The 12,326-nt window shown below is 42.3% G+C and carries 11 protein-coding genes; 3 read left to right on the top strand and 8 right to left on the bottom strand.

Annotated elements, in window-relative coordinates; all coding sequences use genetic code 11:
- Positions 1-276: 276 nt before the first annotated feature.
- From R7Q46_RS22200 to R7Q46_RS22185, 4 genes are read right to left on the bottom strand one after another with little or no spacing between them, the layout of a single operon-like run.
- The gene (locus R7Q46_RS22200; protein WP_318077796.1) at positions 277-687 is read right to left on the bottom strand and encodes a prepilin-type N-terminal cleavage/methylation domain-containing protein; all 411 of its coding nucleotides are present in this window, start codon (positions 685-687) and stop codon (positions 277-279) included.
- On the bottom strand, positions 677-1,987 hold the full coding sequence (locus R7Q46_RS22195; RefSeq protein ID WP_064369023.1) for a hypothetical protein: 1,311 nt from the start codon (positions 1,985-1,987) through the stop codon (positions 677-679). The genes R7Q46_RS22200 and R7Q46_RS22195 overlap by 11 nt, the downstream gene beginning before the upstream one ends.
- Positions 1,984-2,601 (bottom strand): PilW family protein, encoded by a 618-nt coding sequence (locus R7Q46_RS22190; RefSeq protein ID WP_005383755.1) that lies wholly within the window; start codon positions 2,599-2,601, stop codon positions 1,984-1,986. Before R7Q46_RS22190 ends, R7Q46_RS22195 begins: the two co-directional genes overlap by 4 nt.
- Complete coding sequence (locus R7Q46_RS22185) at positions 2,582-3,091, bottom strand: GspH/FimT family pseudopilin (protein ID WP_031780847.1); 510 nt, start codon at positions 3,089-3,091, stop codon at positions 2,582-2,584. Before R7Q46_RS22185 ends, R7Q46_RS22190 begins: the two co-directional genes overlap by 20 nt.
- 103 nt (positions 3,092-3,194) lie before the next feature.
- Between R7Q46_RS22185 and R7Q46_RS22180 the strand changes: the two genes are divergently transcribed.
- Positions 3,195-3,626, top strand: coding sequence for a type IV pilin protein (locus R7Q46_RS22180; RefSeq protein ID WP_053302986.1), 432 nt, complete (start codon positions 3,195-3,197; stop codon positions 3,624-3,626).
- A 69-nt stretch (positions 3,627-3,695) separates the two neighbouring features.
- Here the strand turns inward: R7Q46_RS22180 and dnaJ are convergent, their stop codons facing one another.
- From dnaJ to grpE, 4 genes are all read right to left on the bottom strand, one after another.
- Positions 3,696-4,844, bottom strand: a complete 1,149-nt coding sequence (gene dnaJ, locus R7Q46_RS22175) for a molecular chaperone DnaJ (protein ID WP_005381620.1) — start codon at positions 4,842-4,844, stop codon at positions 3,696-3,698.
- A 204-nt stretch (positions 4,845-5,048) separates the two neighbouring features.
- A complete protein-coding gene (dnaK, locus tag R7Q46_RS22170; protein ID WP_005381623.1) occupies positions 5,049-6,962 on the bottom strand; it encodes a molecular chaperone DnaK in 1,914 nt (637 codons plus the stop codon).
- Between the two features lie 347 nt (positions 6,963-7,309).
- Positions 7,310-8,584: a dicarboxylate/amino acid:cation symporter gene (locus R7Q46_RS22165; protein ID WP_005381625.1), complete on the bottom strand. Its 1,275-nt coding sequence runs from the start codon at positions 8,582-8,584 to the stop codon at positions 7,310-7,312.
- Positions 8,585-9,002: 418 nt separating this feature from the next.
- Positions 9,003-9,599: a nucleotide exchange factor GrpE gene (gene grpE / locus R7Q46_RS22160; protein ID WP_021034134.1), complete on the bottom strand. Its 597-nt coding sequence runs from the start codon at positions 9,597-9,599 to the stop codon at positions 9,003-9,005.
- A gap of 146 nt (positions 9,600-9,745) precedes the next feature.
- Here grpE and nadK point away from each other — a divergent pair, with 146 nt between their 5' ends.
- Complete coding sequence (gene nadK / locus R7Q46_RS22155; protein ID WP_005381631.1) at positions 9,746-10,630, top strand: NAD(+) kinase; 885 nt, start codon at positions 9,746-9,748, stop codon at positions 10,628-10,630.
- Positions 10,631-10,895: 265 nt separating this feature from the next.
- Positions 10,896-12,086, top strand: a complete 1,191-nt coding sequence (locus tag R7Q46_RS22150) for a DUF3103 domain-containing protein (protein ID WP_005383752.1) — start codon at positions 10,896-10,898, stop codon at positions 12,084-12,086.
- Positions 12,087-12,326: the final 240 nt, after the last annotated feature.

Here is a 12,326-nt window from a genome sequence, read left to right as displayed (position 1 = left end):
GTGAATGATGTTGGTGCCAAGGCCTATTTGAATAATTATAACGACCTACTATCCAACGAGTATTCTAGTAAACACTAATGGAGAAAGCACAAGGTTCTAGATTTTTTTTCATAATTGGAGACATATTTTGCAAAAACACCACTTCAATTAAACATAATAAAAACAGTAGCACATCAACTCAATTAACAGTTCAAAAACTATTTATTAACCGTGACAAATCCGGTATTAAACAGGAATTACACCCGCATTTGTCCCAGCCCATGTATGCAATTGAACTTAGTTTTCGAATTCACTGTATTGTGAGATCATCGTTTTAAGCTGAACGGATTGCGTCTGCCCCATTCTATCTTCCCAACTTGTTGTGATGATCATCGTCTTTAGTGAACCTGATACAGTAGCAGGTGGCACATCCCACTCCACCGTGTACGCTCCAGTGGCGGAAGATCCTGTCACGATAGAGGCAAAACTGGCAGTAGAAATCGTAGAAAGCGCATCCGAAGCACCACGCGTTCGGAACCATTCAAGCTGGTTCTCTGTTAGACGCAGTGCTTCAATACTTTTTATGGCATATTCGGATTCGCGTTCTAGATACACGTTTAGCTTAGTTAAACCTAGAGCCCCAACACCGATAAGCAGAAAAGAAATTAGAACTTCAAGAAGGTTAAAACCTTTTTGTTTAGAGATCATTCCAGGAGCCTCGCTGCCACTTTAGTTTCTCAATGTACTTGCCGCTCTTTCCACCATTGTAGGCAGGTATCAAAGATCCATTTAATTTTATAGTTCTATCTTCTGCATCTAACCCTATCCCGCCATCAAGCTTCAATGAACCATCTAGCAAAAAAGCATATTTATTAAAGTCATTATTAATATCATGCTTGTGAAAAGAAGTAGGGGTTACACCTATATCATTTTTAGAATCAAAAAGATCAATCCATATTTCTTTAACATCCAACACAGTTGGCTTTGAAAGGTATTGGTAAAGAAGTCCATCAAAATAACTCATACTTTGACTGTAGAGAACACCATCATAAATAATAAGCTGAATAGCATTATCTACAGGCTGAGTAGTAGAACCAAAAATATTTCCTGATATTGCGCAACTGCCATCGACCCAAAACCTTCGTTTTCCAGCAGCGTAAGCATTAGCTAACTTAGTATGGCATGACTTAACCCAACCTTTAGGTGTCTTACCGCTAGCAATTACAACGCCAACAGGATCCGCTTTAATCTCGTTTTTGAGTTTTGCTACGTTAACTGCGTTGAAATCCATAGTGAATAAGTCTTTGAAAACCGAAATATTTGCAACATTTTCTTTGATATCTTCATTTTTATTCGAAGTGCTAGTAGTAGCTAGGTAGGTTGGACGTTTGGTTTCTTCAAATAAATTGGATTTGTGCGAATTCTTACAAGTAAAGCTAGGAGCCCCTAAAATCCCAGTAGCATGACTACTGACTGAACTGTCCACCGTCAGAAAGTGCTCATCAGAACCACTTACACTTGCTACATAACTCACGGTTCCACCAGCAATAATAGATGTACACTCACTGTCAGACGACAAACCTTTTGCTTTAGGGACAAAGTGCATTGAGCCAGTAAGCTCTACCGACGCACTCGTTTTTAGTACAGCACCAAGGCCGTTCCCTGTCGAAATTATCACTTTACTTAAATTTGTATTTCCCTCTTTAGATGTAACCAAATATTCATAATCGCTGAGTTTTTTTATCGTAGTAGATACTGTACAGCCTAGTAAAGTAATTGTTCCGGAAGGAGGAAGAACTAACATCTTCTCCTTTATTTGTGCAAAAGCACATTCCAGTCCTCCTTCAGCCTTCCAATGTTCTTGTCGAGCTTTTAGTTCATTCTGAGCCACTTTTAATTGAAAAAATACTCCCTTTGATGATGCGAGAGATGTAATCAAAGCAAACAATAATAGTATGGATGTTACTAACAACGTCGTGTACCCAGAACATCCAAATTTAGATCTCATTGCCAATTCCTTTGCTTAATTGAAAACTCTGCAACTTGATTAATTACGCCATCTACAGTTTGTAAAGCCAAAGTAACATCCGTTACAGCGCTAATATTTGTGCCATTCGTTACGACATCAGAATTTACTGTAAAACTCGTCACTTGAAAAATATCTTCATCAAATAAAGAACGACAAAAATCCACACCATCAAAAGACAGTATTTTGGCTTGGGATACTACGCCATTTTCACAGATTACAAGTTTGCTATCTCGCTTCTCATACTTAATATTTCTATAGTTTTTATTTAGCGGAGAGTCATCTCTAAAATAAACAAAACCAATAGAAGATGCACCACTGATTGTAATTGTTTCCAAGGCTCCGGATAATTTAAGAGACATACCATGACCACCATCATAACCAGCCCTTTGAATATCTTCTTTCATAACAGATAAAGTGATATTAAGACTTTGCAATAAATTTAGCTCTAAGCTTTTTTCTTTTGCTGTTTTTTGTAAACTCAAGAATATAGAGCCCACTACACTAAGAACAATTAACCCAATTAAAGAACTAATCATTAATTCAATTAAAGAGCTACCTATTTGATAGCGTTTGTTAGCACTGACGGTAATCATATAACTTCGCTCCAGAATTACTACAAATCTTAATCCTCCCAGGAGGGTTTGAGATCTTTGCTTGTAGTTTTATGTTTTGAGCATTGGTTGGGAAAAACTCTATATTTCCTCCTTGGGGCCGTCCACGGACCTCATCGAAGCTTATTTTTTGATTATCGTAACTGTGCTTCAAAGATAATTCAGAGTATGCGGAGCCGGAAAGGTTTAAGATTACTCCCCCTGAGCCGCTAGATGAGTCAGTTAACTGTAGAGACCATGCCCCTTGACTGACAACAACGTTTTTAGCCATGGAGAAATGTATATATAACTTTTGATTTCTCATTACCGCCTCGGACTTACTTTGGCTTAGAAAACCAGCTAATTCAGTTGCCAATCGCTGCATTTGCACAGTTTGTGAAACACGGCTAAAGCTTGGAGCTGCAAACGCCAATATAATACTCAGTACAGCAACAGTAATAAGAAGCTCCAACAACGTAAACCCGCGAGGCATTTCCCAAATTCCTATGTAAACGGCAAAAGGGCCGTAATTCATCTTGCACAGATGCTATCACCTGCCAAAAATAGGCGGAAAAGTGAAAAGGAAACTACTCGTGATGATTCGAATTTCTCGTTGTAACGGCTACAAAAAAGGATTGAGAGGGATGACATTGATCGAATTACTGATAGCTGTCGTGATTGTCGGGATCATTGCTGCGATCGCCTACCCTTCTTACACTAATCATGTAATCAAGTCTCATAGGACGGTTGCCTTGAGCGATCTTAGTCGAATTCAGCTAGAGCTAGAGACATCTTATGATGGTGGGTACGACTGGAGTCATATTCTCTCTGGAGGAACATGCACTCTATGTGACTCAGACAAAAATAGATTTTCTTTCGATATTGCTAGCTCTGCAAGTACGGCCTATACCATTACAGCAACAGCAAAATCACCTCTTGGACAAGACGACGACGAGTGCTTGACTGGTTCTAAAACGATTACTTTAACGTCAACAAATGTCGAAGAACCAAGTGATTGCTGGAACTAGCAAGAACACCGAGATGCAAAAAGGCCTGCATTTTAGCAGGCCTTTGTATTTGTGCTTTTCACTAACGTTTTAGCTGGTTAAATCATCAAAGAACTTTTTCACACCGTTGAAAAAGCCTTCTGATTTAGGCTTGTGCTTTGTCGCCGCTTCACCACCACAAGACTCTTCAAACTCTTTGAGCAGTTCTTTTTGGCGTGAGCTTAGGTTTACTGGTGTTTCAACAACCAACTTCACAATAAGATCACCAACACCGCCACCGCGAACGCCTTTCACACCTTTACCACGCATGCGGAACATACGACCTGTTTGCGTTTCTGAAGGTACTTTTAGGCTTACGCGACCATCTAGAGTTGGCACTTCAACTTCACCACCTAGAGCCGCCATCGCAAAGCTTACTGGCACTTCACAGTATAGGTTGTTGCCATCACGCTCGAAGATATGGTGCTCTTTCACGTGCACTTGTACATACAAGTCGCCAGCAGGCGCCCCCATTTCTCCCGCTTCACCTTCGCCAGATAGACGAATACGGTCGCCAGTATCAACACCTGCAGGGATCTTAACGTTAAGTGTTTTTGTTTTCTGCTTACGACCTTGACCATGACACTCATTACAAGGGTCTTTAATGATTTTACCTTTACCGTGACAGGTAGGACAGGTTTGTTGCACTGCGAAGAAGCCTTGTCGCATCTGTACTTGACCATGACCATGACAGGTACCACATGTTTCAGCAGATGAACCTTTCTTCGCGCCACTACCATCACAGGTATCACAGTGTACTAGTGTCGGTACTTCGATCTCTTTCGTTACACCACGAACTGCTTCTTCTAGCGTTAATTCCATGTTGTAACGTAGGTCAGCACCTCGCTGGGCACGGTGGCCACCACCGCCACGACGACCACCACCAAAGATGTCACCGAATACATCGCCAAAGATGTCGCCGAAATCAGCACCGCCGCCGCCAAAGCCGCCGCCACCGAAACCACCGCCGCCTTGTTCAAAAGCAGCATGACCGTATTGGTCGTACGCCGCTTTCTTTTGAGGGTCGGTCAGAACTTCGTACGCTTCTTTTACTTCTTTAAACTTGTCCGCCGCAGAATCATCACCCTGGTTTCGGTCTGGGTGGAATTTCATCGCTAGACGCTTATACGCCTTTTTGATATCGCGCTCTGAGGCATCACGGCTTACGCCTAATACTTCGTAAAAATCACGTTTTGACATGTTCTTCGTCACCAGTTAATTACTACAAACGGCATCGATTCACCGCTTGGTGTTTGTATCGTTCTAGGTAAGTGCACTTGTCTGCAACATACTTAACTAGAAAGACAGCGTTTACAAACAGACGGGCGTAAGAGTTGCCCCAAACGCCCGCACACGAAGTCTTATCGACCCCAGATGGCTAAGTAGCCATCTGGTTAAGAAATATTATTTCTTGTCGTCTTTAACTTCTTCGAACTCAGCATCTACAACGTCGTCTTCTTTAGACTGTGCACCTGCGTCAGCACCTTGTGCTTGCTGCGCTTGAGCTTGTTGTTGAGCGATTTCCATCAGCTTTTGAGAAGCAGTCATTAGTGCTTGAACTTTAGCATCGATAGCTTCTTTGTCTTCGCCTTTACGTGCTGTTTCTAGCTCAGAAATTGCTGCTTCAATCTTCTCTTTCTCTTCTGCAGGTAGCGCTTCACCAGCTTCTTCTACTTGCTTACGAGTACCGTGAATCATTTGGTCAGCTTGGTTACGTGCAGTTGCTAGCTCTTCGAACTTCTTGTCCGCTTCTTTGTTAGCTTCTGCTTCTTGAACCATTTTCTCGATGTCTTCATCGCTTAGACCGCCAGAAGCTTGGATAGTGATCTTCTGCTCTTTACCAGTCTGCTTGTCTTTCGCAGATACGTGTAGGATACCGTCCGCATCAAGGTCAAACGTAACCTCGATTTGTGGCATACCACGTGGTGCAGGCTGGATGCCTTCTAGGTTAAATTGGCCTAGAGACTTGTTGTACATCGCTTGCTTACGCTCACCTTGTAGAACGTGGATAGTTACCGCGCTCTGGTTGTCTTCCGCTGTAGAGAAAACTTGGTTCGCTTTAGTTGGGATAGTTGTGTTCTTCTCAACTAACTTAGTCATCACGCCACCCATTGTCTCGATACCTAGAGACAGTGGAGTTACGTCTAGTAGTAGTACGTCTTTAACGTCACCAGCAAGTACACCACCTTGAACTGCAGCACCCATTGCTACTGCTTCGTCAGGGTTTACGTCACGGCGCGCTTCTTTACCAAAGAACTCAGCAACTTTCGCTTGAACCATTGGCATACGAGTCTGACCACCAACTAGGATTACGTCAGTGATGTCGTTTACTGATAGGTCAGCGTCAGCTAGAGCTACTTTTAATGGCTCAAGAGAGCGTTGTACTAGGTCTTCAACTAGAGATTCTAGTTTTGCACGAGTCACTTTAATGTTCATGTGCTTAGGACCAGTTGCATCTGCAGTAACGTAAGGTAGGTTTACGTCTGTTTGAGAAGTAGAAGAAAGCTCGATTTTCGCTTTCTCTGCTGCTTCTTTAACACGCTGCATTGCTAGTGGGTCGTTCTTAAGGTTGATGCCTTGCTCTTTGTTGAACTCATCAACCAAGTAGTTGATTAGACGGTTATCAAAGTCTTCACCACCTAGGTGAGTATCACCGTTAGTTGCTAGAACTTCGAATGTTTTCTCGCCTTCAACTTCATCGATTTCGATGATTGAAATATCGAATGTACCACCACCAAGGTCGTATACCGCGATAGTGCGATCGCCGCCTTTCTTATCAAGACCGTAAGCTAGCGCAGCTGCTGTTGGTTCGTTGATGATACGTTTAACTTCTAAACCTGCGATACGGCCAGCATCTTTTGTCGCTTGACGCTGAGCATCGTTAAAGTAAGCAGGTACTGTGATAACTGCGCCAGTTACTTCCTCACCAAGGAAGTCTTCAGCAGTTTTCTTCATTTTCTTAAGAACTTCAGCAGAAACCTGAGGAGCTGCCATTTTTTGGCCTTTCGCTTCTACCCAAGCATCACCGTTGTCAGCCTTAACGATTTTGTAAGGCATGATTTCGATGTCACGCTGAACTTCTTCGTCTTCAAAACGACGACCGATTAGACGCTTAATTGCAAATAGCGTGTTTTCTGGGTTAGTTACAGCTTGACGTTTCGCTGGTTGACCTACTAGCGTCTCACCGTCAGTGTAAGCAATAACCGATGCAGTAGTACGTTCGCCCTCTGCGTTTTCAATTACACGTGGTTTGTCGCCGTCTAATACAGCAACACATGAGTTAGTAGTACCTAAGTCAATACCAATGATTTTACCCATCTGGCTATCTCCGAATAAATTCTATTTTCGTTTGGTTATAACCCCAATGTGGGGGGAGGAGAATCGGGTTTCAACCCTTGCTCACAAACAAAAATAATCAATGTTTGCTTCTCTATGCCACATAGATAAGGGCGGCAAAATGCTTTTCAAGGGCAGAATTAAAAAAAAGCGTCTTTTTTCGAAATTTATGTGTTTCTTTCTGATTAGTTGGGAACTCGTCACACTGCTGTAGCGCAACAAAACGTCATTTCCCAGATAAATTTATTTATGCCCGACTCTTCCTAAATAAAAAACGAGCTCATAAGAGCTCGCTTCAATATTAGGGTTAAAATAAATGATTCAAGGTATTAGGCGTTCGCTTGAGCAGGCTCAGCATCAACACCTTCTTCTTTACCTATCTCACCTTCTGTTTTTGCAACAATGGTGTTCACTGCCGTATCGCCGACAACGTTAGATGATGTACAGAACATATCATTGATACGGTCGACCGCCGCAATGATTGCTAAACCTTCAGGTGGTAAACCCAGCTGGTGAAGCAAAACGCCTACCATTACCACGCCGCCCCCAGGAACGCCGCCAGCACCAATAGATAACAGAAGAATAGTTAAGCCAAGTGTGAAGATGTCTGCGGTGTTAATTGGCTGGCCAAAAGCGTTCGCAACAAACATCGTTGCTAGAGCAATATAGATAGACACACCAGACATATTCATCGTTGCGCCCAGTGGTACACCGAAGCCAGCAACCGATTTAGAGACCTGAAGCTTTTCTGTCAGTGTGCGCATCGTGACCGGGATAGTCGCGTTTGAGCTTGCGGTAGATAGAGAGAAAAGAATCTGCTCACGAGTTGCACGTAGGAAAGTCTTTGGAGAAGTTCCTGTCGCAATACTCACTGCCATTGGGTAGAAGAAGAAGATCCAGAACACCAACATCGCAACCACCAAAGCCACGTAACCGGCAACGGACATTAATGTATTGGCGTTTAGCGTTGCACCTAGTTGAATCATTAGTGCGAACACACCATATGGTGCAAGACTCATCACTAATCCAACCAATTTCATCATGATTTCATTTGCCATTTTGAATGTGCGAATAGCTGGGCCACCACGAGAATCCAAAGCTTGAATTGCAAGCCCCGTCAAAATTGCCATAAAGATGATTTGCAGCATGTCGCCGCTAGCAAACGCTTGTACAGGGTTGCTAGGAACAATGTTAACAACTAAAGAGAAAATGTCCGGCGTCTCTGTCGTTGTCAGCTGTACAGCCTCAGATACCGTTCCTGCTAGATTAGCGCCCGCTCCTGGTTGGAAGATCAAGCCGACAGTCAAAGCCGCCGTAATCGCAATGATGGTGTTAAGAATGTAAAGGGTAAAGGTTTTTCCACCAAGACGACCAAATGCACTGATGTCTTTCAAGTCAACAATGCCGCATACGATTGAAACGTAAACTAAAGGAACAACAAGCAATTTGATCAGTGAGACGAACATGCCGCCAACACCTTCTGCAGCTCCAAGTAGGTATGTATCAAAAATCGCAATACCGCTAAATAAGTACTGAATTGCTGTCCCCAGCACAAGGCCGGCAAACAAGCCTATAAAAATCTTACTAGAAAGCGATTTATCCATTATAAATCTCCGATATGTTGTGTTTGCTATTTACATTTTTATAGTTATATATGCTTACTTTTAAAGCATTAGTCGCAAATCATACACACCAAAGTTACAAAATAAAGTGATAATTTACATTTTTGTTAACGAAATTGTTTTAGAAAAAATGACTATATTTACATTCCTATGCAGAACAAACATTCACGCAGCGAATGATTACAATCACTTATAGCCCTTCCCGTTAATAAACACGCAGCGAGATGAGAGAAAATCTCCTATAGGAAAATAATTAACCAATAGGAAAAAATATGAAGGGGATCAAATTTTCATTTATCGATATACAACGAAGTTCGATGCAATCATTTATGTTTAAAACAAAAAAGCGCCCATCAAAAATGATGGGCGCTTTTATATTTAAAAAAACAGGGAGTTAAAGTTACTTAGCAACCATTACCATTGCCGGACGAATCACACGGCCGTTTAGTTCGTAACCTTTTTGCATAACAAACATAACAGTGTTTGATTCATGATCAGGGCTCTCCTGAATCGACATCGCTTGATGGAACTCTGGATTGAATGCTTCACCTTCAGGGTTGATTGCTTTCAAGCCAAATTTCGCTACAACGTCTACAAACGTTTTATGGGTTAGTTCAACGCCTTCTAGGAACGGCTTCACAGTTTCATTCTCTGTATCTGCCGCTTGAATTGCACGCTCTAGGTTATCAATAACAGGAAGCAGCTCTTCTGCAAACTTGTTCAACGCAAACTTACGTGCTTTATCGATCTCTTGCTCAGTGCGACGACGCATGTTTTCTACTTCAGCTTTAGAACGCAACACCGCATCTTGTTGCTCTTTTACTTTTGCCTCGCTAGACAATAGTGCCGCTTCTAGTTGAGCAATCTTAGCGTCTGTCTCATCACCAAGCTCTTCAAGCTCAGCTTCAACTTCTTGTGCTTCAGCTTCTACTTTTTCAGCCTCTTCGATGATTTGATCAAGCTCTTCTTCTGTAACTTTGTTTTCTTCGTTGCTCATGATATCTCCAGAATTCAACATAATGCCCTTAAAGCCATGCGCGTTTTTGCGGGCTTTAACCACATAAAAATTCGCATATTTAGGTGACTTGCCCTTATTATGGGGATGAAGATTCCTGATTCAAGCCTCTTTAATGCGGAAATGCTATGAAAAATCCATGTAACGTGATCGCGATTATCGGAAAACCAAGAGATCAACAAGCAATTCAAACTCATAAAGAGTTGTACCAATGGTTGACCTCTGAGGGCTATAAAGTATTCATTGACGATCGCCTTGCCGCAATACTGGATGATATCCCACAGAGTCAGTTTGCTAGCTTAGTTGAACTAGGAAAAAATGCCGATCTAGCCATTGTGGTTGGTGGCGATGGCAACATGTTAGGTGCGGCAAGAATTTTATCCCGATTTGATGTGCCAGTTATAGGCGTGAACCGTGGAAATTTGGGCTTCTTAACTGACTTGAACCCAGACGACTTCCAAGCGTCTCTGCAAGCGGTACTCGACGGTGAGTATATTGAAGAGGAACGTTTTCTTTTAGAGGCGGAAGTACACCGCCACGGACAAATAAAGAGCCATAACGCTGCGCTAAACGAAGCCGTACTTCACCCAGGGCAAATTGCTCATATGATTGAATTTGAAGTGTACATAGATGAAAGCTTCGCCTTCTCTTTACGGGCCGACGGTTTGATTGTCTCCACTCCGACTGGCTCGACGGCATATTCACTTTCTGGCGGCGGCCCAATTCTTTCTCCTAGCTTGAATGCCATTTCACTCGTGCCAATGTTCCCTCATACATTGTCGAGTCGACCTTTGGTGGTTGATGGAAAACGTCGAATTAAATTGGTGGTATCACCAGAAAACCGTGGAACACAAGAAGTTAGCTGTGATGGACAAGTCTCACTTCCAGTTACCCCTGGCGACGAAATTCACATTTATCAAAGTCCAAATGTACTAAAGCTCATCCATCCAAAAGACTACAGCTACTATCACGTCTTACGGAATAAGCTTGGCTGGTCTAGTAAATTGTTCTAACACTTGTTACTCAGGGTAATAACTTCAATAAAAAAGCCAGCAGCTCAATTGCTACTGGCTTTTGGCTTTCTTAGACAAGAAATAGACACAAAGTAGTGAGGCGACACGATATTTGTCATCATTAAAGAGAAGCTTATAAATTTTGATCCTGTGGGCAAACTTTACACAAAAGATAGAAAAGCAAATTCAATGATCTATGTCCGGTGATATTCTCACCATGAATAGAGTATTAACTCTATTTCATACAATCAATAAAGGACATATTATGAAGAAAACCATCATTCTGTCTGTTCTCAGTACATTAGCACTTATTGGCTGCCAATCAGAGGAAACGCAAGTCAACAGTGTATCCAACGCAAAAGCGGAAGATATCACTAAGACGAAGCGTGCCCTAGCTCAACAATTGAGTGAGAACTATGCTGCCATTGAACCCATGTTGAGAAGAGATATTACTCCGCAACAGACTAACGTGTCTGTATCAGCATTTGTTAAGCAAAACCCTAACTCAGAGTTCAGCCGCCAGCTTGTACAAGCTGACACTCAAATTCGTAGCTGGAAAGGTATTTCTGAATACTCAGATCAGTTGTTAGAAGTTCGCTTGGCAAATGAAGCCATGATAACAGCATGGCAAAGTGGCGAGGTCGAGCCATTATTTGCGTTTGAACCAAGTGGTGATGATGAGAATTGGCAATACATCGAAGCATTTGATGTTTATGGCAACATCCATCAACTCGATGTTTACCAGCTCCCTGAGGTACCTGTACTTGTCGTTGATAACAATAGCTCTGCAGAGCTAAAAGCAGGCTTGCAAGCTATGCAAGCTGAGATGAAAAAACTCGGTCAACCAGCTTTAGTTCAACCATATATTGCTGATGAACAACGCCAAAATACACCGTTATTGTCAAGTAGCGCAGTGGGCGAAGCGGCACCAATTCAAACCACGCAGTTGAAAAAGATCCGTCTAGCCGATGACAAAGAACCTTGGATCTCTGGCAAGGCAGAAATCTACGCTATCGTAACGGGCGTCAATCCAAGTCGTGATGAACCTACTCTCGATTTGGTGGAGCTTCCATACTTAGACTACGATAACCAAGATTACTATCCAAATCAGATCATTATTCACTGGTCTCGTTACCGCTGGGGTGCGGCAGACATTGTGCTCATGGAGCAAGATGACGGCACAGACTATAAACAATTGGCAAAACTCCTTGTTCAAGTTGCCGAAGAAGTATTGAAAGCGATTCCAGATCCAGAAGTTCAGGCTTACGCGATTATTCCGCAAATCACGAACAAGATCATCGACACTATCCCCGATGGTGTACTCACGAATGATGATGACTTCGTCGACGTTTACTACACTCTAATGCAAGATACTTCATACGTAGATCACCCAGGTGCAGGTGTGAATGCAGTCGTCACACTAGAACCACTAACGATTAACCCAACTCGTCCGTAACCTGTTCAATTTTAATGAGTCGTTGTAATCACATCGGCTCATTTTTCCCACGTCATCACAAAAAAACAGCCTACAAAGAAAATTTTCCTCACCTGACTTTACTGTATAAAGAAACAGTATATACTGTTCTCTTATACAGTATTGTTCGGTTATACAGGTAAATAAAATGCTGGCTCATCTAAGTGTTAATAATTTTGCGATTGTTAAGTCTTTACAACTCGAGCTTTCTAAGGGCATGAC

This window comes from Vibrio sp. 811 (genome assembly GCF_033339195.1).
Note: the sequence above shows the minus strand (reverse complement) of the source record. Positions and strands in the feature narration are given on the sequence as shown.

Coding starts and splice junctions, on each gene's coding strand:
- R7Q46_RS22200 (WP_318077796.1), bottom strand. CDS start 687: ATGATCTCTAAACAAAAAGGTTTTAACCTTCTTGAAGTTCTAATTTCT.
- dnaK (WP_005381623.1), bottom strand. CDS start 6,962: ATGGGTAAAATCATTGGTATTGACTTAGGTACTACTAACTCATGTGTT.
- grpE (WP_021034134.1), bottom strand. CDS start 9,599: ATGAGCAACGAAGAAAACAAAGTTACAGAAGAAGAGCTTGATCAAATC.
- R7Q46_RS22165 (WP_005381625.1), bottom strand. CDS start 8,584: ATGGATAAATCGCTTTCTAGTAAGATTTTTATAGGCTTGTTTGCCGGC.
- dnaJ (WP_005381620.1), bottom strand. CDS start 4,844: ATGTCAAAACGTGATTTTTACGAAGTATTAGGCGTAAGCCGTGATGCC.
- R7Q46_RS22180 (WP_053302986.1), top strand. CDS start 3,195: ATGATTCGAATTTCTCGTTGTAACGGCTACAAAAAAGGATTGAGAGGG.
- R7Q46_RS22190 (WP_005383755.1), bottom strand. CDS start 2,601: ATGATTACCGTCAGTGCTAACAAACGCTATCAAATAGGTAGCTCTTTA.
- R7Q46_RS22195 (WP_064369023.1), bottom strand. CDS start 1,987: ATGAGATCTAAATTTGGATGTTCTGGGTACACGACGTTGTTAGTAACA.
- R7Q46_RS22185 (WP_031780847.1), bottom strand. CDS start 3,091: ATGCCTCGCGGGTTTACGTTGTTGGAGCTTCTTATTACTGTTGCTGTA.
- R7Q46_RS22150 (WP_005383752.1), top strand. CDS start 10,896: ATGAAGAAAACCATCATTCTGTCTGTTCTCAGTACATTAGCACTTATT.
- nadK (WP_005381631.1), top strand. CDS start 9,746: ATGAAAAATCCATGTAACGTGATCGCGATTATCGGAAAACCAAGAGAT.